19 protein-coding genes and 2 pseudogenes are annotated in these 22,049 nt (G+C 61.4%); 6 read left to right on the top strand and 15 right to left on the bottom strand.

Going from position 1 to position 22,049, the window contains the following annotated elements; all coding sequences use genetic code 11:
• Positions 1 to 9: 9 nt before the first annotated feature.
• A complete protein-coding gene (locus ACVWWJ_RS20150; protein ID WP_456969235.1) occupies positions 10 to 519 on the top strand; it encodes a hypothetical protein in 510 nt (169 codons plus the stop codon).
• 68 nt (positions 520 to 587) lie between these two features.
• Here the strand turns inward: ACVWWJ_RS20150 and ACVWWJ_RS20155 are convergent, their stop codons facing one another.
• A complete protein-coding gene (locus ACVWWJ_RS20155) occupies positions 588 to 2,138 on the bottom strand; it encodes an N-acetylmuramoyl-L-alanine amidase (RefSeq protein ID WP_456969236.1) in 1,551 nt (516 codons plus the stop codon).
• A gap of 200 nt (positions 2,139 to 2,338) precedes the next feature.
• Positions 2,339 to 3,208, bottom strand: a complete 870-nt coding sequence (locus ACVWWJ_RS20160; RefSeq protein WP_456969237.1) for a hypothetical protein — start codon at positions 3,206 to 3,208, stop codon at positions 2,339 to 2,341.
• A gap of 208 nt (positions 3,209 to 3,416) precedes the next feature.
• On the opposite strand from ACVWWJ_RS20160, the gene ACVWWJ_RS20165 reads away from it, so the two are divergent.
• Positions 3,417 to 3,602, top strand: a complete 186-nt coding sequence (locus ACVWWJ_RS20165) for a hypothetical protein (protein WP_456969238.1) — start codon at positions 3,417 to 3,419, stop codon at positions 3,600 to 3,602.
• A gap of 719 nt (positions 3,603 to 4,321) precedes the next feature.
• On the opposite strand, the gene ACVWWJ_RS20170 is transcribed toward ACVWWJ_RS20165, so the two are convergent.
• The 8 genes and pseudogenes from ACVWWJ_RS20170 to phnX form a co-directional block, all read right to left on the bottom strand.
• Entirely contained in the window at positions 4,322 to 4,729 is a 408-nt protein-coding gene (locus tag ACVWWJ_RS20170; protein ID WP_456969770.1) for a hypothetical protein, read from the bottom strand.
• A 129-nt stretch (positions 4,730 to 4,858) separates the two neighbouring features.
• Positions 4,859 to 5,104: pseudogene (locus ACVWWJ_RS20175) on the bottom strand (sulfatase-like hydrolase/transferase); the annotation flags it as partial.
• Positions 4,998 to 5,918, bottom strand: a pseudogene (locus tag ACVWWJ_RS20180) (sulfatase-like hydrolase/transferase); the annotation flags it as partial. The pseudogenes ACVWWJ_RS20180 and ACVWWJ_RS20175, both read right to left, overlap by 107 nt.
• A 35-nt stretch (positions 5,919 to 5,953) precedes the next feature.
• Positions 5,954 to 6,946 carry an alkaline phosphatase family protein gene (locus tag ACVWWJ_RS20185; protein ID WP_456969239.1) on the bottom strand — a complete coding sequence of 331 codons (993 nt, stop codon included), beginning with the start codon at positions 6,944 to 6,946 and terminating at the stop codon, positions 5,954 to 5,956.
• Positions 6,947 to 6,996: 50 nt separating this feature from the next.
• Positions 6,997 to 8,355, bottom strand: coding sequence for a porin (locus tag ACVWWJ_RS20190; RefSeq protein ID WP_456969240.1), 1,359 nt, complete (start codon positions 8,353 to 8,355; stop codon positions 6,997 to 6,999).
• Between the two features lie 110 nt (positions 8,356 to 8,465).
• A complete protein-coding gene (locus ACVWWJ_RS20195; protein WP_456969241.1) occupies positions 8,466 to 9,938 on the bottom strand; it encodes an MFS transporter in 1,473 nt (490 codons plus the stop codon).
• A complete protein-coding gene (gene psrA, locus ACVWWJ_RS20200; RefSeq protein ID WP_456969242.1) occupies positions 9,935 to 11,071 on the bottom strand; it encodes an iron-containing alcohol dehydrogenase PsrA in 1,137 nt (378 codons plus the stop codon). Before psrA ends, ACVWWJ_RS20195 begins: the two co-directional genes overlap by 4 nt.
• Positions 11,068 to 11,916 (bottom strand): phosphonoacetaldehyde hydrolase, encoded by an 849-nt coding sequence (phnX, locus tag ACVWWJ_RS20205; protein ID WP_456969243.1) that lies wholly within the window; start codon positions 11,914 to 11,916, stop codon positions 11,068 to 11,070. Before phnX ends, psrA begins: the two co-directional genes overlap by 4 nt.
• Positions 11,917 to 12,090: 174 nt before the next feature.
• On the opposite strand from phnX, the gene ACVWWJ_RS20210 reads away from it, so the two are divergent.
• The gene (locus tag ACVWWJ_RS20210) at positions 12,091 to 12,957 is read left to right on the top strand and encodes a LysR substrate-binding domain-containing protein (RefSeq protein WP_456969244.1); all 867 of its coding nucleotides are present in this window, start codon (positions 12,091 to 12,093) and stop codon (positions 12,955 to 12,957) included.
• Here ACVWWJ_RS20210 and ACVWWJ_RS20215 read toward each other — a convergent pair.
• Positions 12,954 to 13,577 carry a cation transporter gene (locus tag ACVWWJ_RS20215; RefSeq protein WP_456969245.1) on the bottom strand — a complete coding sequence of 208 codons (624 nt, stop codon included), beginning with the start codon at positions 13,575 to 13,577 and terminating at the stop codon, positions 12,954 to 12,956. The genes ACVWWJ_RS20210 and ACVWWJ_RS20215 overlap by 4 nt on opposite strands.
• Positions 13,578 to 13,638: 61 nt before the next feature.
• On the opposite strand from ACVWWJ_RS20215, the gene ACVWWJ_RS20220 reads away from it, so the two are divergent.
• Positions 13,639 to 14,022, top strand: coding sequence for a MerR family transcriptional regulator (locus ACVWWJ_RS20220; RefSeq protein ID WP_456969246.1), 384 nt, complete (start codon positions 13,639 to 13,641; stop codon positions 14,020 to 14,022).
• A 498-nt stretch (positions 14,023 to 14,520) separates the two neighbouring features.
• On the opposite strand, the gene ACVWWJ_RS20225 is transcribed toward ACVWWJ_RS20220, so the two are convergent.
• The gene (locus ACVWWJ_RS20225; protein ID WP_159892099.1) at positions 14,521 to 16,452 is read right to left on the bottom strand and encodes a M61 family metallopeptidase; all 1,932 of its coding nucleotides are present in this window, start codon (positions 16,450 to 16,452) and stop codon (positions 14,521 to 14,523) included.
• 80 nt (positions 16,453 to 16,532) lie between these two features.
• Between ACVWWJ_RS20225 and arsC the strand changes: the two genes are divergently transcribed.
• On the top strand, positions 16,533 to 16,931 hold the full coding sequence (gene arsC, locus ACVWWJ_RS20230; protein WP_456969247.1) for an arsenate reductase (glutaredoxin): 399 nt from the start codon (positions 16,533 to 16,535) through the stop codon (positions 16,929 to 16,931).
• A 140-nt stretch (positions 16,932 to 17,071) separates the two neighbouring features.
• Here arsC and ACVWWJ_RS20235 read toward each other — a convergent pair whose 3' ends face one another.
• On the bottom strand, positions 17,072 to 18,019 hold the full coding sequence (locus ACVWWJ_RS20235) for a hypothetical protein (protein WP_456969248.1): 948 nt from the start codon (positions 18,017 to 18,019) through the stop codon (positions 17,072 to 17,074).
• Between the two features lie 214 nt (positions 18,020 to 18,233).
• On the opposite strand from ACVWWJ_RS20235, the gene ACVWWJ_RS20240 reads away from it, so the two are divergent.
• Positions 18,234 to 19,043 carry a hypothetical protein gene (locus tag ACVWWJ_RS20240; RefSeq protein ID WP_456969249.1) on the top strand — a complete coding sequence of 270 codons (810 nt, stop codon included), beginning with the start codon at positions 18,234 to 18,236 and terminating at the stop codon, positions 19,041 to 19,043.
• A gap of 13 nt (positions 19,044 to 19,056) precedes the next feature.
• Here ACVWWJ_RS20240 and ACVWWJ_RS20245 read toward each other — a convergent pair whose 3' ends face one another.
• Both ACVWWJ_RS20245 and ACVWWJ_RS20250 read right to left on the bottom strand, forming a co-directional pair.
• Positions 19,057 to 20,325, bottom strand: a complete 1,269-nt coding sequence (locus ACVWWJ_RS20245) for a retroviral-like aspartic protease family protein (RefSeq protein WP_456969250.1) — start codon at positions 20,323 to 20,325, stop codon at positions 19,057 to 19,059.
• Positions 20,326 to 20,454: 129 nt separating this feature from the next.
• Positions 20,455 to 21,390 carry a hypothetical protein gene (locus ACVWWJ_RS20250; RefSeq protein ID WP_456969251.1) on the bottom strand — a complete coding sequence of 312 codons (936 nt, stop codon included), beginning with the start codon at positions 21,388 to 21,390 and terminating at the stop codon, positions 20,455 to 20,457.
• Positions 21,391 to 22,049 lie beyond the last annotated feature (659 nt).

Genomic DNA, 22,049 nt, shown 5'->3' on the forward strand with positions numbered 1-22,049 from the left:
GGGACAACCATGAGAGTACGTTTTCGTGTTGTGGCCGTCGCCGCCATCGCACTGGTCGGATCGATGTCGGCAACGCGTGCTACCGAGAGATGTCCCCTCACCAAGGCGCATTACACGCTTTCGTCAGACAAGGGCTTCTCGATCCGCTTTATTCCTGTTGGGAAGCTCGAGGGCTGGAGGTCCGACGTAGCCCTGCGAATCGATAAGACGGGATTTCCTTCGTACTGGTTCCTGTTCGACGGCGGCAGTGCTCGGTACATCAATATGATCTCTACGACTAACGTGCAGGCCGCCAACTGGATGCCGCCTACCGGTGACGGTGGTATCCGTCCCTTGGGTGAGATGCACTACTTCGCATGGTCGGGGAAATACGATTTCAACAACGAATTCCCTCAGGCGAAAGCCACGGCCCCGGAACGGATCTTCCTACCCGATCTTGCTGAGACCATGTGGTACGCGGCCAGCCCACGATTGGGCGTCAAACATGGTGTTTTCATCCGCAATCGTTGCGATAGATAGCGTCTGCGCGCCCGACAAGAGGCCGGAGTCGACCGGCCCTCGCTGTCGAGCGCGCGCCTAATATCGCGTCATATCCCGCGAGCTTTGCAAGTCAACCGATAGATCACCGGTTCTGTCTCCACAGCCCATGTGTCCTTTGCCCAAACCGTGAAGTCGATCGGCCCCTTTGAAACGTCATCTGCCGCGCAGAAATACGGGACGCGAAACGCGTCAATGCCTGCCTGATCGAAAACAACCTTACGCTCGGCGGTGCATGGCTCGCGCCGGCAGCGCGACGGACGATAGGCCAAGTCGACCGGAAAGACTGGGTGACCGGAAAGTGCTACCGGTTGATTGACCTGCTGACCGACAAAGGCTTCGACGCTGGCGATCTCAGCCACTGCGAACGGATCGCACGACTTGCCTTCGGTGTAGAGGCGATATCCCTTTGCCACCCCCATCATTGATAGCTTCTGGAACTCAGGGTCCTTCAGGAGCTCGGCGTCGGAAGCATTTGTATGAAAGGCTGTCTCGACGATAATCGATGGCATGTTCGCGAGGTTGTTCTCGGCGTTGTCCGTCGCTGGATGCGGTTCTGTCGACACGCTAAAGCTCTTGAAGCGTTCGACGGTATGAATTGCTTCGCGCATGCCACAAAGTGCGAGGCGGGCTAGCTTCACATCCTCGAGCCTTCCCGGCGCAACGTAGACTCGCGCGCCACTCGTATTGACCTTGTCGTCTGCGTTCGTATGTACGTGAATAATGGCCGGGGACTGGACATGGTTTGCGTAAAGCGGGCGACTCTTAATGTCCTCCCTTCTGTCTCGCGAACCATCCGTACTTGTAGGAAGCGAGTGCCAAATTTCTGGGTTGTCCGGAAGACTAATTTCCAGACGGTACCGGGCCCCTATATGCCACCACGGAAGTCCACTAGGTTCATGCGGCGGCTCGAAGAGTGTCGGCCTGAGCTCTTCGGCGCTTATTTTGTTCACGCCTAGGTAGCGCACGAGCTCCGCAGCCAAAACCGGCGTGATGGTGTCTTCGAGCACCCCATTGATCGGATCACGGTGCGGTTTCCATGTTTTCTCATTCTGGTGGTAGTAATAACCATGACCAGCTGCGACGACGACCGGAATAGTCGCTAGTGCACCCGTGTGCACGGAGGTGGTCCCGCGCAGAATCCCTCGCTGACTCTTCGGCCGGGGCATCCAATGCTCGATGTCCTTGCCACCGTATGTCCAGTAGACCGCATAGAAATCTTCGATTCGACTCGTCAAAGGCTCAATGGCGCTCTCGATCGCCCGGTGCATATCTGAAAGCTCGTCGTACCCCGCGTCGGGACCGAAGCGTTCCTCCATATCGAACTGAAAGACTTTCTTTTCGACGTCAAACGCCCCAGTGATCTTTATTAGCCCCTTGTCAGTCTCGAAGTACCGCCTCGCATTAGCGACACGATTCGCCACAGCGACGATCTCAACGGCCATCTTGTCCCGGTCTGCCTCGAACATGGAACCTAACGGCATACGCGGCTCTTGAGGCGCTTGGCAGAACGCTGGTGTCGAGAACATTGTGCCGACCAGGAAGAAAGCAGGCAGAAGAATCGGCCCACAGTGAAAGTGACAGCGCTTTGCAGAATGCATCCCCATCTCCATGATTCGCCGCGATTTACGGCAAAGACATCGTCGTCGCGTGATCCCCCGCGAAATATCAGGGCGACGAGACAAAACCTGTGAGCGACGGCTTCGACGAACGAGGTCGAGCCCGCAATCCAGGATTTCATGGGAACACCGAGATGGTTTTCTTCGATATGGAAGAATTCTCAAATTTCAGAAAATGTTTGTTAAAGGTCAGGACCCCAAGCCTTTTCAGACGGCTTTGCAACCCAGGCACGCCCCTGCCGCAGATCCAGCGTCAGATCGCGATCGCCCAGGAACTGCATGCCGATGTTCCCGTCCATGATCATGTCCGGGAACACACGGGCACGGCCGGTGAAGACCACACCAGGTGCCATCTGCAGCGTCACCGGCTGCGCCTCACGCGTATCGGTACGCAAACCCAGAAGCGGTGCGATGCCAGGCGATACAAAAATCGTCGGCCCCGCGTTGCCCGAGTCAAGCTCCATCCAGGCACGGCCGCGTGGTGTGTCGACGCCGATGTTTACGTCGAGTGCAGCGCCCTCGCTCGGTCGGGAAAGACGAATGGGCACCTCCGTCCCCTGACGAATTCGCTGCGCTGCCGACGCAGGACTTTCCACCACGACCTGCCGGGTGGCGAAGCGGATCGTGATGACCTGCCCCGCGAAGAGATCCAGCCCGATAGCGCCATCTATCCCGGCCATGCTCGAGTCGATCTTGGCCAGGTCGTAGACGATGGTGGTCGGCGCCACGAAAGTGCGACCACTGAGTTCGAAGGAGATATCGTCGCAGCGGGGCGTATCCAGGCGCTCGCCCAACATGCGAAAGGCCACGACATTGCCCCAGGGCTCACACTTCGCGTCTTTCGCGAGGCCCGGGGAAATCATGGTCAGACCCTCGCCCGTGTCGAAGAGGAAGGTTCGCTTCGTCCCGGCCACGACTGCCTGGATGGTGAACTGTTTGCCGCTGGGCGATGCAACCGGCAGCGTCAGGGGCGGAGAAGGTAACTGGGTGTGCGCCGGCGTCGTACACGGGAGAACGAATGCCACCAGTGAAGCGATTACCGGGAACTTCATCCAATTCTCCTGAAGACGCAGGTCCGCCGCCGGACACCGCAGGGATAAGTCGTCCGGGCAATATGCCACTTCTGCGACTGGCCCGCCGCCGCGCAGCAGTCTTGCCACCGAATTTCACGATTGTTGTAGCGTCCGTCAGGCTCTCTCAATGACGTCTTGACACGACAGTGGTCAGCCTAAGGTCGCCCGCCCTTATCTGGAGACTTTGGTGGCTGACGAATACGCCGGTCACTCGACCCGCATCGAGGTCGACGACGCCTTCGACGTTATGGCGTGGGGCCTTGTGCTGAATGTCAGTGCGGCGACCATCGTCGCCGCGGCACACGAAGTGGGTGCCGACGCGTTGCGAGTCCAGTCGTACCTGGCCGGCGTAGGCAAAGCACCCCCCGATTGACCATGAGAAGCAAGGAGCCTACCGACGGTGGCTGTATGGATTCCTCGTCACTTTTCGTGACCAGGGGGAATGGGAGTGGCTGTCACTTTGTCGATCGACTCCACAATCAGCCTTGGAACTACTCCTGAGGGATCCAGACGGCCCGTCCAGCGCGCCTCTATGACCCTGTCAGAGGTGCCTGGACCACCACTGTAGAGCGCGTCGTTGAGGCGATCCAAGGTAGATCCGGTGCCGGATACGTCGACGGTAAGCGCGCCAGTACAGGCAGGCTCGTCTAAGACAATGTCGTGAATGCCGTCGCTCTCGACGCGGGCTATCAGGGCCACGCGTCGATGAGCATAAAGCGACGGGTTGGCAACCACGCTGCACAATGCGACTACCTCAGCTGGCGATTCAGGTGCACCGACCAAGAGAAGGGAAAATAAGCTCGTCAGTTGCATAAACCGTTGCCTTGGCACCAAATCCTGGCGCTCTCTTCAGACCAATGATCCACCCTTTCGGGATCGACATCTACGTCGCCTTTTTTCCATAACCCATAGCTGGAATCCGAGCTCAATCCCTTGTTCACGTACCCTTGAACAAGATAAGACCACTGCTCCCCACCCTTTTCCTCCGACCGATTGCGTGGCGGCTCCGAACGGGACATCTGGCCGACGCGACCGTGATTTCCCTCGTGAACGCACGGCTGATCTGGATGGTCGGGCCGGTGCCGGGGATCGTCACGACTTCGGCATCAACGCCTCGACAATCTGATCGATGCTGAAACTCGCCGCCTTCGCGCGGGGTGGAAACGCCTTGAAGCTGTCCAGCCATTCGTGAACCACGGCCTGGGCGGCGTACTGGAACGGCACCTGCTCGACGAACCAGTCGTTGTACTTGAAGCTCTCCTCACCACGCTCGAAGGGATCGGCACGAAGGTCGAATATGCGCGGAATGCGCAAGGTCACCAGCGGCTCACGCCAGACCTCCAGACCCTTGGCGCGCTGCTCGGCGAAGACGATCTTCATGCGCCCCATGCGTAACGCCATCAGATCACCGTCGTCGCCCCAGTACAGGAAGCCTTTGCGGGGCCCTTCCTTCTCCTTACCGGACAGGAAGGGCAACAGGTTGACGCCATCCAGATGCACCTTGAAGGTCTTTTCGCCCAGCGTGTGGCCTTTCCTTACCTTGTCGACCAGATCCGGCTCGCCGTTCGCTGCCGCGAAGGTGGGGATGAAGTCCAGCAAGGCGCAGATGTCGTTGACCACCCTGCCCGGTTCGATCACAACGGGCCAGCGCATGACGCACGGAATCCGCCAGCCGCCTTCCCAGTTGGTGTCCTTCTCGCCACGGAACGGTGTCGCGCCACCATCCGGCCATGAGAGCACCTCGGCGCCGTTGTCGGTCGTGAAGACGACGGCCGTTGTCGGTCGTGAAGACGACGATGGTGTTTTCCGCAATGCCCAATTCGTCCAGCCTCTCCAGGAGCTGCCCGACGAACCCGTCCAGTTCCACCATGCCATCCGGATACAGGCCCAGGCCGGTCTTCCCCACCGAGGATTCTTTGAGGTGCGTGAAGACATGCATGCGGGTGGGATTGAAGTAACAGAACCAGGGCGCGTCCTCGCTGGACTTTCGGTCGATGAAGTCGAGCGCCGCGTCGATGAACTCTTCGTCCACCGTTTCCATGCGCTTACGCGTGAGCGGCCCCGTGTTCTCGATGACCTGCTTGCCTACCCGGCCAAACTTGCCGTCCTCCGTCGCATCGTCCTTGCTCGTTGCCTTGCACTTGAGCACCCCACGCGGCCCGAACCGTTCGCGAAAAGCCTTGTCCTTGGGATAGTTCGGATACTCCGGCTCCTCTTCCGCATTGAGGTGATAGAGGTTGCCGAAGAACTCGTCGAAGCCATGAACGGTCGGAAGGAACTCATTGCGATCACCAAGGTGATTCTTGCCGAACTGGCCCGTCGCATATCCGTATGCTTTCAGAAACTCGGCAATCGAAGGATCCATGGCCGAAAGGCCCAGCGTCGCGCCCGGTGTACCGACCTTGGTCAACCCGGTACGAATGGGCGACTGTCCGGTGATGAAGGAAGCACGCCCCGCCGTGCAACTCTGCTGCCCGTAGAAATCGGTGAAGTTGGCGCCCTCCTTCGCGATCCTGTCGATGTTCGGGGTGCGATACCCCATGACGCCGTTGTTGTTGCAGCTGATGTTGAACCAGCCTATATCGTCGGCCATGATGAAGAGGATGTTCGGCTGTTTCGGCGACGCGGCCATGGCGGGCTCCGGAGAGGGATGCTCCTCGAGCATTGGGCAAGTCGCCAGCGGGCGCATCGGCAAGAACCCCGAGGCCCGCTAAGCAGAACTACTTAGGGTGCATGAGCCCCACAAGCCGCAAGCTTCTTTCCCGCCGTCGGGTTAGAAATCCCCAGGAAGTCGAGCACGTGAGGCGTTACCCCGTCGATCTGGACCAGCGGATAGCTAGTCAGGTCACCCCGGCAATACGGAACACCAGCTGGCTTCCCATACGTGTTGTTGATGATGAACAACGCGTCTCGCTCCGACGCACTCTGCCCACCGTGGTTATCATTGAGTCCACCATGGTCAGATGCGACGACGACGAGCCAGTCTTCATTCGCGTAATCCGGGCGGTGTACCAACACGTCGAGCACCTGGGCGATCTGCGCATCCTCGTCCAGGATCTTCTGCTTGTACACGGCATTCAGCGGGTCGTAGCAGCAGGTGTGGATATCCACGTTGTGCAGGTAGTAGAAGATCGCCGTCGGCGCGTTGTCCCAGGAGAGCCACTCCTTGACCACGTCGGTCGCCTGCTGCGAATTCTTGGCGTCATTACGCGAGACGAAATCAGCGCCCGTTGGCAACAGCCCCTGGGTCAGGTTCGCCCAGTCCGCAACGACCGCCGTCGTGGCCGTGGGATACGCCTTCTTGATCAGGTCGAACACATGCGGCTTCTTCAACACCTGGGTGACATCGTTGGAGGTCACCCCATGATCTGCCGCCCAGTACCCCGTGAAGTTGCTCGCCCAGCCCGGTCCACTCAGGGTGACCTGGGGTCCACCGGCAAGCATATCGGTGTGGAAGGCCCCGCCGTCCATGAGCGCATTGAGCGCAGGCGGATTGGCGCAGCCGGTGCACCGCACGGCGTCGCCCCGCAGGCCGTCGATCCCGATGACGAGAACGTGCCGCTTGCCGGGAATGGGATCAGGCGCGTTCACCGCCGGGGAAAGGCTGTAGTGGTCATACGGGTTACCCGCGTAATCCGTCTTCAGGCCACCAACGTCCGCCGCCCTCTTGTTGCTGAGGTCGCACTGGCCAGACGAACGGTAATAGTCGAACGACACGCACCATCCAACATTAGCTTCTTCATGGTCACTCCCTTCCAGTGATTGAATCAGAACTGCACGCGCACACCCGTCATTACATTGACGACCGAGGTAAACAGGTACCCATTCGCAATACCATCCGCGACATGCGAGTACATGACGCCGCCGTACACGTCGAAGCGTTTGTCGAATCGATAATCGAGGACGCCGGACACCGCGTTGAGCGTGCCGCTGCAGGTGCTGGCCGACCGATCGGAGCAGCCCTTGCCGTCGAAGCTGTCCTGGCCGTAGTGGTACCAGGCACCGGTCAGGGTCAGTTGATCGGTCAGGCGGACGTTGGTGCCGGCCCACGTCACCTTCAGCACCTTCTCGTGGGCGTAGGCGTTGTTGTTGATGAAGCTGATGAAGTAGCCACCCAACGAGCTGAAGCCGGCGGCCAGTGGCGCCGAGGGATTCTCATACGTGATCCGCTCGAATCCGCCCATGACATTCCAACGGCCGCCCGGCCGATAGGCCGCGGTCAATGCATACGAATGGTTATCGGAGACCGTCGCCGCCAGTGAGTCGTGCGGCACGCCCGGCGTGGCCAGCTGCGCGGCCGACAACGATCCCGCGAGCAGCGCCTGCTTCTTCGAGGCATAGATGGCGTCCAGCGTGACCGCACCGAACTGCGCGCCGGCATCGAGCTGGATTGCCCTGCCGGGGCTCGTGTCGTTATGCCCGAACTGATACAGCGCGCCAGCATGCAGGTTGCGCCACGCGATGATGTACTTCACCGAGTCGTCCAGGCGTACATCCTGCGTGTTGCCGCCGCCCGCCGTCGTACCCGAGGCCCCGAGTACCGAGAAGGCATACGACGCGGCCAGCGGATCGTACTTCGTCACCGCGTCCGTCAGGAAGGTATTGTGCCGGCCGAACGTGAGGATGCCGTACGTCGGTGATGCCAGCCCCGCAAACGCCGGTCCATTGAACAGCTGACCTGCCCGCGAACCATCGGCGCCCGTCGTTTGTACATCCGCCGTCTTGCCATTGTTGTGCACCAGCGCCCCCAACGCATCGGAGAGGCGACCGGATTCCGGATTGAAACCCGATTCCAGGTTAAAGACGAAGCGAAGGCCATCGGTCAGCGGAACGTCACCCTTCAATCCGAGCTTTGACTGACTCAACCCATTAGGTGCGACGGACGTGATCGCGTGATTGCTGTTCTTGGTAACCATGTACGCCAGGCCCGTATACATGTCCTGGCTGAGCGGCGCGCCGTGATTCTGATGCGCGACGCCGATATCCACCGTGCCGTAGAGCGTGATGCCTTGCCAGGTGAGACTGTCGCCGTCGGCGGCAAACGAAACCTGGGCCATCGCCAGGGCGGCGAGACCGAGAACCGCAGTGGGCCTCTTCCGGTGTGCCGAAGTGTTGTGTCGTGCCACGTTGTAGCCCCCATCGAACGTTGCGAATGTTTGGAAATGCTGGATTCGGGCAAGCCCTTCCCGTGGCGCGCCGCAAGGCGAGGCGCCGGAGCGAAACCCGTGGGATGAACTCAGTGCGTGTGCGTGTGCGAGAGCGAGCCGTAAGGCTGGCCGCGTGTCGCGGCCTCACGGACGTGCAGCGATTCCACACTGCCCTCTTCCAGCGAGACGTTCCGGGTCTCGCGACCCAGGCGCCACCACAGTGCCGCGGCAATCGGGCCCGGCAAGGCCAGCGTGATCAAAACGATCAGTGCCGAGGAAGGCTCACCCGACATCTGGTACGCGTAGGTCAGCATCAACGGCGCGATCATCGCGCCTACCCGGCCGACGGCGACGGAGATGCCCAGTCCCGTGGCACGCATGCGGGTTGGCAGCACTTCCGAGGAAATGACGTAGCCGGAGATATAAGCCCAGGTCACGCCGAACTGGATCATGCAGTAGGCGGCAACCATGCCGGGCAGCGTATGCAATACATAGAGCGGGACGATCGCCAGCGCCGTGAAGCTGTAGCTGACCAGCAACGACCACCGGCGTCCCCAAGCCTCGACCGCCCACGATGCCGTGAGGCCACCAAGCAAAGCCGCAGCATTGCCATACACGTAGTAGATCGGCATGTGATCGGCAGGCACCTTCATGTACGGAAGGATCACCAGCGCCATCAGTGACAGCACGCCATACACCACGGCGGCCTGCGAGAAGTTCAGCGCACTGGCGAGGCCGCAGCGCAGTCGATACTGACCGAACAATTCGCGAATGTTGCGCAGAAAGGCTGGCGTCGTCGGCGTGAACGGCACGGACCGATAGCGCTTGCGTGCCTGCAAACGGTGCTGTTCTGACGTGCCGGCGCGCTCGGCACTCGCAGCGATGCGGTCGACGATGGCTTCCGTTTCCGCGATACGGCCCTGCTGGAGCAACCAGCGCGGTGACTCCGGAATCACCCGACGAATCCAGAAGAACATCAGCGCAAGCGTCGTCCCCAAACCGAAACCCACTCGCCAGGCGATATTGCCGGGCAACTGGTTGAGAAGAAGCAAGGTCACCGCTGCCGAAGTCAACGCACCCAGCGGGAAGCCCGAGAGAATCATGGCATCCGTTCGTCCACGATGCCGCTTCGGAATGAACTCGCCCATGGTCGCTGTGACTGCGGAATACTCGCCGCCGACCGCCAGTGCCGTCATCACGCGGAAGAACAGGAAGGACTCGTAGTTCCAGGAGAACACCGTGCCGGTGCTGAACACCGCGTACCAAAGCAGGGTGCCGAGAAAGAGCCGCTTACGCCCGTAGCGATCCGCCAGATACCCGAAGCCGATGGCGCCAATCAGCATGCCGATCACCCAGAGGCTCACGGCAAGCGAGCCCTGCGTCGACGACAGGTGCCACTGTGCCTTGAGCACGCCGAACACACTTCCGATGATGTTCGTTTCGAACGAATCGAGCGCCCAACCCACGCCAAGCGCAATCGTCAGGATGGTATGGAAGCGCGTCCACGGCATCTCGTCGAGGCGGGTGAGTGCGTCGGTCTGGATCGTCTGTTGCGCTTTCATAGGGAAGTCCCCATCACGTGGCTACCCGGTACGTCGACCACGTCCCGGAACGGAAAGCGCTCGATCGCGCCGATGAAATTGCGACCGCGCACTCCGTCGAACGCATCCGCCACGACTTCGCGCCACTGCACGGGATCCATGCCGTAGTCGCGCGGGTCTGACGACACCCCCAGGCCATCCAGGAAGATGCGCAGTGTCTGCGGAGCGCTGCGCAGGTCGCCGAAAATGTCCTCCAGCGCGGCGTCGCACGCCGCGTCCGCACCGATCGCCGCCGTCATCACGTCCGGCAGGCAGAACGAGCAGGCGATGCCATGCGCAATACCCTGGCGCAGCGTGATCGGGTAGGAGATGTTGTGGGCCAGTGCGGTGCGTGTGTTAGAGAACGCCAGACCAGCGCGAAGCGAGCCCAGGGCCATCAGTGTGCGTGCGTCGAGATCGCTCAGGTCACCGTTCAGGCGTGCAAGGCCGCGCATGATCTCCTTCGCTGCCTGCACGGCGAGGCTGCGTGTGATCGGGCTCGCGTGGACGTTCCACAGGCTTTCCAGCGCATGGGAAAGCGCATCGAGACCGCTGGCGATCGTCACGTGGCGCGGCAGCCCGGCGACCAGGCGAGGATCGACCACCACGGCTTCGGGATACAGATCGTCGCGTGAAAGCGACAGCTTCCGGTCGTGCTCCGGATCCCACACCGTGGCCCAGCACGTCACTTCGCTGCCTGTCCCCGATGTCGTGGGAATGGCGATGATCGGCAAGGCGCGCGGCGTCACGGCACCCGGGTTGCTGAGTGCTTCGATCACGGGCTGCCAGCGCCCGTGCCCGGTCGCCAACACCTTGGCAGAGTCCATGACCGAACCACCACCCAGCGCGACGAGCACGTCAGGCTTGATGGGCAGCGCCTCCAGCTGCGCGCAGACGGTCTGCAGCATCGTCAGCGTCGGATTGGGTTCGATGGCATCGATAATCGTCAGGGCCGACCCGGCCTGGGCTTCGATACGGCGCGCGAAGCCTTTAAACGTCTCGTCGGCATAGGTCACCAGCGCGTAACTACGCCCGTGCAAAAGGCGACCTATCGTGTCGAGCGAATCCACACCGAAGTGCACCCGCACAGGGTTGTGAAACGACCAGTCCTTCATGGCGCCACCCCATCGGCAAGGCGCGCTTCGATGGCATCGATCACCGGCATCAGGTCCGCGATGCTGTCGATGACAAAGTGTGCGCCCGCCGCTTCCAGATGCTGCCGCGCCACCGCCAGCCGCTCCTGCTGCTGCGCCGCATGCAGTGCGCGCCAGTCGTCCAGCGATAAGCCGATCTCGTTGCCACTCACTGAGATGCCCACCGCCCACATGCCGGCGGCACGTGCAGAGAGCAGACCACTCGGGCTGTCATCGACGACCACGCAGGCGCGCACGTCCGGCGCTTCGAGCGCCAGGGCGTTGACCAGGCACATGTCCGGTGCCGGGCGCCCACGCGGCACATCGCTGACCGTGCAGGTGTGGTCCGGCTCATACCCCTGCGCCTTAGCCAGCGGCGCGAGGTTAACCATGACCTCGCGCGGGTAGCCCGTGGTGCTGCCGATGCGCATGCCACGCGAACGAAGCGCCGTGATTGTCTCGAGGGCACCGGGGATGAGCGCACTGTGGCGCTCCACGTTGGCGGCATCCACGCTCAGGAAGGCGGCATAGAGCTGGTCAAGGTCGGCTTCGGTCGGCAGGGCGCCCTTTGCCGTGCGCCAGCGTCCTTCCACCACGCTCATGGCCAGGATCATGCCGATGTGCTCGCGCTTGGCCGCACCCATGGGCTGGCGGGCCTCCGCGATGGAGATCGGCACGCCGGCAGCGTCGAACACCTGGCGGAACGCGTCCACCGGCGCCATGCAGCCAAAATCGAGGACGGTGCCCGCCCAGTCGAAGATGGCGGTGGTGAGCGGCCCCGGGTAGCTGCCGCGGGAGGGTTGGGAGGTGGAGATAACCGATGACATGAGGGACGGGGTCGCTATTCCGCGGATGATGGACCGCAGGTTAGAGACGCCACGTTGCACCCCAGTGATCGAATCCCTCCCCCTATCCCGATCAATCCATCGGTTTTTTCGGTGGGTAGCTGTCACACGAATCATTCACGCTATGGGCCCGTCCCGTCCCACGGACCGCTCGCCATGACGCTCACCCAGCTCCGCAGCTTCATCGCCGTCGTCCAGCACGGGGGATTCACCGCCGCCGCGCGTGCCATGCACACCAGCCAGACCACGGTGACCTCGCAGATCCAGGCGCTGGAGGAAGAACATGGCGTGGAGCTGTTCCACCGTCGCGGTCGCCGGGTCGATCTCACGGCAACGGGAAGCGAGTTCCTGCGTGTTGCGCGACAGATTGTCGACCTGGAAGACGACGGCCGCGTGCTTCTGGAAGACAGTGGATCCATGCGGCGCGGCTCGCTGCGGATCGGCGCGGTCAGCCCTTTCCACGTGACGGAGATGATCGACAAGTACCACGCACGACATCCGCAGATGTTCCTGTCGATGTCATTGGGAAACTCCGAGAAGGTGCTGCACGACCTGGAGCACTATCTTTGCGATGTGGGTGTCATCGCCAGGGGCTCGGTCGATGCGCGGTATCACATGCAGCCGTATGCGACGTATCCCGTGATCGTCTTCGTGCACCGCGAGCATCGCTGGGCGAAGCGCGAGGCCGTCAGTCTCGACGAGTTGAGCTCCGAGCCGCTGCTCGTACGCGAGCCCGGATCGACGACTCGACTGGCACTGGAGGCAGCACTACGCGAACGCGGCCTGGCCGCTACCGTGGCGATGGAGATCGGCAGTCGCGAGGCATTGCGCGAGGCAGTGATACGCCGCTTGGGCGCAGGCACCGTATCAAAGTCGGAGTACGTCCCGGACGAGCGACTTGTCCCGCTGCCGATCGAGGGCGAGCCGGTGGTGACGCATATCCAGGTGTGTTGCCTGAAGGAACGGCGGCGGACGCAGTCGGTGGCGTCGTTCTTCGATGCCATCAACGTCGCGAGAGGCTAGGCGGCCGATGTTCTTACGAGCGGCGCCGCGGCCCGGATAACCGAGACCCCCGTCTGTAGGAATAACCCGGCCAACGCCGCCCCAAAGATCAGATCCAGCCACCACCATCCCGTCCAGGCGATCAGCCCACTCGTAACCAGCACGCCTGCATTCCCGATCACGTCGTTACGCGAGCACTGCCAGACCGAGCGCATGTTGATGTCGTCGGCGCGATAGCGCGTCAGCAGCGCCAGGCACGTACCGTTGAGAACAAGCGCGCCTGCGGCAGCCAGACTCATCAGGCCGGTCACCGGCGGCACGCCGTGCGACAGGCGATACACCACTTCAGCCATCACCACGATGGCGAACGCTACTTGCAGCGCACCCTTCGTCAAAGCGGAAGAAGCCCGGGCGCGGAGGGAGCGCCCCACCACCAGCAGGCTGATGCCGTACACCAGTGCATCACCCAGGCTATCGAGAGAGTCGCCTTGCACCGCGCTGGAGCAGGCCACCCAGCCCACACCGAACTCACCGCCGAAGATCACCAGGTTGATCGCCAGCACGATCCAGAGCACCCGGCGGTGCGCCGCGGTATCGGCCAGGGAACGGGCCTCGCAGCTATCGTGGTCACAGCAGCCCATACGCGGAGGTCCAGCCAGGAAAGGCCTAGAATCGGGTCCGTAGTTACTACGGAGTCAACCCATGCGCATCAGCGAACTGGCCGCCGCCACCGGGTGCAACCTGGAAACGATCCGGTATTACGAACGGATTGCCTTACTACCTGAGCCGCCGCGCCTTGGGACGTATCGTCAGTACGGAGCCGACGATGTCGCCCGCCTGGACTTCATCATGCGCTGCCGGCACCTGGGCTTCAGCCTTGAGGAGACGCGCAGCCTTCTTGGATTGAGTACCAGGCGTGACGAGTCATGCGCAGCGGTCGACGGGATCGTCCAGACGCATCTCGAACAGATCGAAGCGAAGCAGAACGCGCTGGCGGAGATGGCGGCGGATTTGCGCGGCATGCTCGCGTCTTGTGCGAAGAAGACTGTCGCCACGTGCAGCGTCGTTCGGAAGCTGGCTCGCTGAGCGAAGTAATCCGCATTCCGCTGCATCGCCGGTTCGAGCACCTTCAACAACTCCCCTGCCTGGTTCCTCACAGTCACCCATGAAGGATGCTTCATGGCCGCGACGCAAGCTTCGTGAGTGGTCGGGCTGAAACCTTCAGGGAAAAGACCTTCCTGGGGGATTTCGTTCATCGCGTCGGCCAGTCGAACCAGAGCAGCCGACTGTCCCTCTGTCAGGTGGGATACCGGGTTCTTCACCATGAAGGGAATTGGCCCTGATATGTCGTGGAGTATTTCCCACGCGGTGTTGTAGTCACCCATCACCTCGCATTGCTCCTCAGCCTCCATGGCAAGGACCTGAAGCGCTTTGTGGAAATAGAACAGTTCGTTCTCGAACCAATCTTCCTTAGTCAGTTCCTCACTCACGACGACTCCTAGAGGGTGGATCTCCGATGCAGCAATGCCGCCACCCGATGGCTCCAGGCGGCGGCACTACTCAGTCGAAATCGATCACTAAACCTTACTTCTTCGCAGCAATAATCTCGCTCAGATAATCAGGCGTCCCTTCAACCCGCACCAGATGCGGATACTGCAAACCACCGTGATAATCCACGGGAATGGTACGGACGCGACCCTGGTACTTCACCGTGAACTCGATCGGTGCCTTGCTGCCCTTGGCCGCGATGATCGCGTCGTTCAAAACGTCCTTCGAATACGCCGTGCCGTTCACCGCAATGATGGTGGCGCCAGTGCTGATACCGCCCTTGAACGCCGGACCATCCCAACGCACGTCGTTCACCTTGCCGCCGCTGGTCAGGGTCAGGCCGATCGAGAAGGTGAAGTTCAACATGTGACGCGACGATTCGGGACGGCCGTCGTACGCCTTCTGGTAATCGCTTTCCTTGTCGTCATAGACCAGCTTCCAGCCGGCGGCTGCGAGGCCTTCCTGCAGCGGCGGATTCAAGGAATACGCATGCTCCTTCAGGAAGCTCGCCCAGTCGTACTTGGCGACGCCGTTCAACGCAGCAACGACATCGTCGAACGTGTAAGTCTTCGGCACATAGCTGCCATTCTCGACACCGAAGAACGCGCTCGCAAACGTGTCGAGCGACTGCTTGTCGTGCGTCAGGCTGCGCAGCTTGGCGTCGACGGTCAGCCACATCAGCTGGCCACCGCTGTAGTAGTCCTCGCTCATCTGCCAGCTGCGATACGGCAGCGGTGAACGACGGGCGACAGTCGGGTCGTTGGTCGTGTCTTCCAGCGTGCGCCACTGGAAGCCCTGGCGGTTACGATCGTAATTCGCCGCGACCATGGCCAGGCCATCGCGGAACTCCTGCGGCGTCCACATGCCGGCACGCGCGGTCAGCACGAAGCCCCAGTACTGCGTCTGGCCTTCGTACACCCACAGCAGCGAATCGCCCATGGTGACGTTGAAGTTCGGCGTCCACAGGTCGGCCGGGCGACGGAACTTGCCGTTCCAGGAATGCGTGTACTCATGCGCCAGCAGGTCGCGGTCGGAGGCATTCTCTTTCCACGCCGTGAAGTAATCCGCGCCCAGGCCATCTTCGCTGGACTGGTGATGCTCGGTGCCGTTACCCGCCAGTTGGTCCGACAACGAGAACAGGAAGTCGTAGTGGTCGTAGTGATGCGAGCCGAACAGCTTCGTCGCCTGGGTGACCAGGTTGCGGTGCACCGTCAACTGCTCCGGCGTCATCTCCAGGTACTTCGGCTCATCGGCAACGACGTCCATGAACACCGGCGCCTTGTCGCCCGGGTTCAGCGCGACGCGCTTGAAGTACTGGCCGGCATACACCGGCGAGTCGACCAGGTTCTCGAAGCTCACCGGCTTGAAGTTCGTGGTGTCGCCTGACTGTGATGCCGTCTCCAGCGCGGTGCCCAGCTGCCAGCCATGCGGCAGCGTAACGCTGGAGGCGAAGGTGATGCCGTGCGTGTAGTAGCCGGCCGGATAGAGCGCCACCTTGCTCCATTCCATCGACATCATGCGATCGGTGATCTCGAAGTCCGCTTCATCCGCACGCTCGGACAGGTACTGGAAGTCCGCATCGATCGAGGTGACATCCGCCGGCACGTCGACGTGGAAGGCGTAGACGTTGTACTCGTCGCGCTTCCACGCCAGCGGCTTACCGTTGGCGCTGAACTTGAGGCCAGCGAGCATCGCGATCGGACCGGTCGGCGAGTGGTCGCCGGGGATCCACTGCGGGTAAAGCAGGGTCAACGCGCCCGCCTTCACCGGCAGGGTTTCATGGACACGGAAGATGCCCTGCACCGTGTCGTGGGCATCGACGTGGAGCGATACCGTGCCGGCGTAGGGCGTGTCCTGGGGGGGCGGTACCTGGTCGGTGGGCAGTTGCTGGGCACCGGCCGCGCCGGCGGCAAGCGCCAGGGTCACAGCGGCGGCGATCCGCGAAAACTTACGAGGAACTGGGAGCATGGATGACTCGCGATGTGGGTGAAATGCCGCACAGCATCGCCGCCTGTACCATGGCGCGTCTACTGCCACATGGACTACCGATGAAGGCGATGATCTACCACAACCCCCGGTGCGGCACCTCGCGCAACACGCTGGCTATCCTTCGCCACGCTGGTATCGAGCCGACCATCATCGAATATCTGAAGACCCCGCCGGACAAGGCCACCCTGCTGCGGCTGATCAAGGACGCCGGCCTGACCCCGCGCGGGGCCGCGCGGCAGAAGGAAGCGCTGTTCAGCGAATTGGGTTTGAAAGATCCGTCGGTCACCGATGAGGCGATTATCGACGCCATGCTTGCCAACCCCATCCTGATCGAGCGCCCGTTCGTCGTGACGGACAAGGGCACGCGTATGGCCCGGCCGTCGGAAGTCGTGCTGGAGATCCTACCGCCCTTGCCCGGCCCATTCACCAAGGAAGACGGCGGCATCGTCGGCCCCTGAATAGACCGCCGGCTGCTGCCCCGGTTGCGGCCATTTCTGGACCATGACCCAGTGCCTTTCATGCAAGCGCTCGTCGCCGCATGAGTATTGGTACCACTTCCGTCCGCCGGACGCAGCCAGGAGTCGGGGTATGGCCAAACTTAAATCAAGAAGTCAGACCCGACCAACGCTTCGCGAGAACCTAACACCTCTGCATCTTCCAGAACCAGCAAATGCCTGTCGTCGTCGAGGCGTGCGAACCTCTCGTCGTGCAGCCCCATTACGTCTTGCATGATCCGCTTCTGGAGAGCGTTCAATACGTTCACCGGGTAGACGTTTCGAATCTTATCGCGGGTATATGCACGATCATCCCGATGCTTACGCGTCCTTTGGAAGAAGAATCTTCCTAGCTCGTGTGCCAGCATGTCCTCGTAGTGGGTTCTGACTTCGCCAAAGGTGATGCCAAGCGCATAGTACAACGCCCTCCTCCCAAGGATGGCGTCGAAGGCGATGGTGTAGCCGATACCGTCGACCTCGTGCAAGGTTCGGATCACGCCCTCGATCAAGCCCGGCCGTAAGTGATGATTTGGAATGGCGATGCTCAGCACGGCCATGTCCATGCCCTTGCTGTAACTGTAGAAGAGGCTACCTAAGCCGCTGGCATTGCCACGGTCGTCGACCGTCTCCACCGCCTCGATGATCGAGAGATCCTCGATCTTGAATAAATCGACGGCGGTCGGCTTCTTCTTTCCATAAGCCGCAGCAAGAACGGGCAGGTCCACAAGCCCCAACTGGCCGACGATCCCCTGCAACCGCGCCAGGATTTTCGCCGTCTCGGCCGCCACGGGCCAGTCGTAGCTAACCAGGTAGCGGGCAGCGACGCCCTTGTCCTGATGCGCCCCCGGGTAATCGTTTTTAGGTAAGTTCATGTTGAACATGATGTACAGGGTCGCGGCAGAGTTTCTTGGGTTCGCAAGCCAGCCGGGCCTCGGCCACCTCCCCGCGAATGACGGATCGGCATCCATGATCCGGGAGATCGCACCGCGGGCGAGGAAGTACTGTATGTAGGCATATCCGACAGCGAGAAACATCAGTTGCGCGGCGGGCATAGATCCAAATCTCCATTGAGGCCATTCGCAACTTATTGCGGAGCGCGGCCCATCTTGCCGAAGATGCAGCACGATCAAAGGCGCATTGTAGGAAAAGCCCTACATAAATCCCCATATCGCATTGCTAGCATCCCGCTGAGTCGAGCGGAGCCGAGGAATCCCTCAGCCCGAGTGGACAGTAGTCGAGACTTGGACAGGGAGGCTAGGGACAGCAATGAGCAAGAACGGCGTCGGCACGACCAACGGCAGAGACGATCTCTGGGGCACCCTGGCCAAGTTCGAGGATGCCGAGGACATCGCAGGCTCACTCGCTTTCCTTCTTAGCTCGACGCTCAGGGACGACCCGCTTGGGCAGCGCTATATCGGATTGATTTACACCATACGCAATGACTTCGTCGTCGCGGGATCGTGGTACTTGAAGTCCGTCCAACAGGGCAACCAGGACGCGCTCGCCGACTGCATGGAGTGTGTCATTGCCATGTGGCGGGACGGCCTTCATGAAGAAGCCCTCGCCCTCACCGCATCTCCGCCGCTGTCGTCTCTCGAAACCTTTCAGCGCTTTTCGATGTCGCGTTACTTCGATCTCGGCAACGAAGGAAAGATGCTCGAATGGGCGATCCGGCTCGCGGTGTCCGGCAAGGAAGCAGACGTGATGTACGCCGCGAGGCTTCTTGTCTCACGGAACGATCCCGCAGCAGCCGTCCCCCATCTCGAGGCTACCGCCGAACGAGGCAGCGCAGCAGCACATCAGTTGCTCGGTGAACTCCACCGGCGAGGCCTCGGCGTCGTGCAGGACGAGCTGAAAGCAAACCAGCATTTCAAGGAAGCTGCCAGGCACGGCTACATCCTGAGCCGGACCCGCCTCCTTCACTTCGGCCGCGCCAGCCGGGGCGCCTGGTATCTACCGATCTTTGCAGGTCGGCTTCTGGCCTTGATGGTCAGGACTGTCACACTCAACACGATGAAGCCAAGCGATCCGCGACTCGCTGACCTGCCCAATGGCAGGCTTCAAGAGAGCGCCTGACCGTCGCTGACGCTTACTTCTCAGGAAACCGCGGCAACAAACAGCTCACGCGCTTCTTGAAGTCCACGAACAGATTCACATCCTGCAGCGCACCCTCGCCCAGGATGTACTTCTGGTTCACCCGAATGTCTTCCATGGTCGCGTAGGTGAGCTGGTAATGCTTGCCTGCCATGTCGACATTGGACGTGGTGCGGGAGAAGCGCACGGCTTGGCTGCCGTTGTTGACCACCTTAAGGCGGAGCTGACCGCCAGCCTCCAGAGGACCCTGTGTGGCCGGCTGGTTGGACGTGAGGTAGAGCGTCGTGCCGGTGTCGAACAGCGCGTTCTCCGGGACACCGTCGACGGTGATCTGCGCCAGCACACGGGGCACGCCACCCCAGAAGTTGGTGCTCACCAGCAGCGGCGTCTCGCAAGCCGGCTGGGCGGCGTTGGCGCCGTAGACAATAAGCGCGTCGCGCTGGACCTGCAACGAGCCCAGCCGTTGCAGCACGTCAATGCCCAACAGGTTGAGCTTCTCGTCATGCACGAGCGACACCGGCACGTTGTCGAGCTCGATGTTGCCGATCTTCAGCTTCTCGATGAAACCGAGCTTCTTGTCCGTCGCCACACCGACCGGCCCGTGGATGCTGCCGTCCTTCTCGAGCAGGACCTTGACGCCCAGATCCTTAGCCGTGTCCTCGCCGAGGATGGTGTAAGCACCCGTCCCCAGCTTCATCAGCTGCGACTTACCGTTAACCGTCACGTCCACCATGCTCGAACGGCCGACGCTCTTCTTCAGGGGGATCGTGGTGATCCCTTCGGGGACGTTCGCCGTGGTGATGGGCAACGTCTCATAGAGCGCTGCCTGGGTGAGATCCGGATTGTTGATGACGCTGCTCGGCAGCACCGTCCTGTATGCCTCTGCGATCCGCTTCTCTTCCGTCGCCGCCTTCTGCCGCTCGCCCATCAGGCGAAGGTTGGCCGCGACGAAGCGGGCGCAGTAGTGCGCCACGAAAGGCTCGGAGGTCTTGAGGCTGGACTCGCAGGTCCGCCCGATGTTGCTGGACTGTTCGAAGTTGCCGTGGACCCGCTCGATCGCCATCGCGGCCAGCGCGTGCTCCACGGGATCTTTACTGCCGTAGCGCGCGGTCAGCCCGTCGAGGTCAGCGACGCTCAGGGCGTGATTGAGGGAGGTGATCAGCGCCTCTCGGGGAGAGGCAGATCCGTTCTGATCGGCGGCGATGGCCGCGGCGGACGTCAGGCACAGGGAAAGCGCGAGGGCAATCAGGTTCCGTCTGAACACGAAGAGACTCCATGCAAGTTGTCGCCGGATAGTGCGGTAGGTCCTGTGTGCTTTGCAAGGCAGGTCCATGACCGCCGCATGACAACCGGAGGGCGCACAGCCCGTGAGGCTGTGCGCCCTCAAGAACACTTACTGCGTCAGACCCGTATCGATCGCACCGGCGTACGCGGCCGACATCGTCTTACCGTTGTACGTCTTCCCGGCCACGTCGTCATACAGCCAGAGGAAGGCGCCGGTGATGTTGCACTGGTCCGTCCAGCCAGCGACCGTGCTTTCGGCGACGGGCGGCAAGCCCCCGCCGTTCGCCGTATCACCGAGACCGGGATAGACGGGAACCCCACCGAAGTCCCAACCCGAACACGGGTTGTTACCCGAGCCGCCTGCGTACGCCTGCAGATGCACGCCATCGACCGTACCGGCGCGCTGGGTGTTGATCTGCTTGACCACGGAGGTCCAGTACGAAGCATTCGTGTAGGCATCCGGCATAACGTGGTAGCCGAGCTTGCCGAGCATCACGGAGAACGCCACCGTCGATGCGGCGTCGTAGCCGTTCTCGTCATCCAGGTCGATCGCATCGATCGACGGGATGGCTTTCTTCAGCGCCTGGAAATTCTTGTAGAGCGTGCTCGTCGTGCCCGTGCCACCACCGGTGGCCGTGCTGTTGACGAGTGCCTTGATGTCCTGGAAGTCGCCGAAGTTCGAGGAGCCAATGCTGAAGGTGATGCGCTTGACGCCTGCCGTCTTCAGCTTGGCAAGGTTGGAGACGAAGTTCGGGTAGGTCTGGTTGCCGATGTAGGCACCGTTGGAAACGATGGGGAATTCACCGTTGAGGTTGAGGTCGCCGTTCGACTTGACCTCGACGCTCCATACGATGACTTCGGTAAAGCCCGACTGGCTGAGTTCGGTGATGTTGTTGTTGGCGTTCTTGTAGATCGGGCCGCCACCGAAAATGCCTATGTAGCCGGTGGTGTCGGCAAGGGCGGCCGAGGAGGCGGCCAGGCCAGCAATCGAGAGAAGCCATGCAGCTGCGATGTGCGTGCGCTTAAAACGAGACTTGGGACTCATTACCTGCTCCGTTGGATGGTGTATGAGGTGCTCCTGCATCGGTTTAGATCGATCTAAACCGAGCTGGCAAACACTATCCTCGTCAGCACGGAGACGCACGCTGCAACGCAAAAAGGATCAGAGCGGCGGCTAACGTCGCTGCACCCTGATATCGAAATCAACTGGCGTCGGAGACACGACGATGTAGCAGCTCCAAATCCTCGTCTGCTTCCTCGTACCACGTCAGACTTCCTGAAAGGTCTGACGCACATAGAAATCCGTGCCGAAGATATTCCCACTCCGCTTTATCGATCGAGGCATCGTACTCATGCCTGGAGATCACGGCGACGATTCTTCCGACGGAATCGGTAGAGGTCCTTACCTCGTCACCCACCTCCACTCGTTCAAGAGAGAAATAGTGATCGAGAGGCGGAGGGACAGGACCGTAGTCCATTCCCGGGACAGCGGCGTCGCGTTGCAATCCTTCGTCCGGAGGAGATGAACTACGAAGAAAGACCATTTGGGAACCGGGAAATGGCCGCCAATGGAGCGCTCCGTCACTTGATCTGACCAATGCGCAACCGGGCGACGCTCGTAGGCGCGCCTCCTCCAGGCCGGGGAGGAACTGAGCCTCGTCCGCCAACCCGACGACCTGGCAGGTCTGACCGTTATCGACCTCG

The organism is Luteibacter sp. HA06 (assembly GCF_054061215.1).

Bases quoted from the DNA above. Each gene is read 5' to 3' on its own strand.
- ACVWWJ_RS20235 (WP_456969248.1), bottom strand. From the start codon at position 18,019: ATGCCCGCCGCGCAACTGATGTTTCTCGCTGTCGGATATGCCTACATA.
- psrA (WP_456969242.1), bottom strand. From the start codon at position 11,071: ATGAAGGACTGGTCGTTTCACAACCCTGTGCGGGTGCACTTCGGTGTG.
- ACVWWJ_RS20160 (WP_456969237.1), bottom strand. From the start codon at position 3,208: ATGAAGTTCCCGGTAATCGCTTCACTGGTGGCATTCGTTCTCCCGTGT.
- phnX (WP_456969243.1), bottom strand. From the start codon at position 11,916: ATGTCATCGGTTATCTCCACCTCCCAACCCTCCCGCGGCAGCTACCCG.
- ACVWWJ_RS20210 (WP_456969244.1), top strand. From the start codon at position 12,091: ATGACGCTCACCCAGCTCCGCAGCTTCATCGCCGTCGTCCAGCACGGG.
- ACVWWJ_RS20240 (WP_456969249.1), top strand. From the start codon at position 18,234: ATGAGCAAGAACGGCGTCGGCACGACCAACGGCAGAGACGATCTCTGG.
- ACVWWJ_RS20195 (WP_456969241.1), bottom strand. From the start codon at position 9,938: ATGAAAGCGCAACAGACGATCCAGACCGACGCACTCACCCGCCTCGAC.
- ACVWWJ_RS20215 (WP_456969245.1), bottom strand. From the start codon at position 13,577: ATGGGCTGCTGTGACCACGATAGCTGCGAGGCCCGTTCCCTGGCCGAT.
- ACVWWJ_RS20220 (WP_456969246.1), top strand. From the start codon at position 13,639: ATGCGCATCAGCGAACTGGCCGCCGCCACCGGGTGCAACCTGGAAACG.
- ACVWWJ_RS20250 (WP_456969251.1), bottom strand. From the start codon at position 21,390: ATGAGTCCCAAGTCTCGTTTTAAGCGCACGCACATCGCAGCTGCATGG.
- ACVWWJ_RS20225 (WP_159892099.1), bottom strand. From the start codon at position 16,452: ATGCTCCCAGTTCCTCGTAAGTTTTCGCGGATCGCCGCCGCTGTGACC.
- ACVWWJ_RS20155 (WP_456969236.1), bottom strand. From the start codon at position 2,138: ATGCATTCTGCAAAGCGCTGTCACTTTCACTGTGGGCCGATTCTTCTG.
- ACVWWJ_RS20150 (WP_456969235.1), top strand. From the start codon at position 10: ATGAGAGTACGTTTTCGTGTTGTGGCCGTCGCCGCCATCGCACTGGTC.
- arsC (WP_456969247.1), top strand. From the start codon at position 16,533: ATGAAGGCGATGATCTACCACAACCCCCGGTGCGGCACCTCGCGCAAC.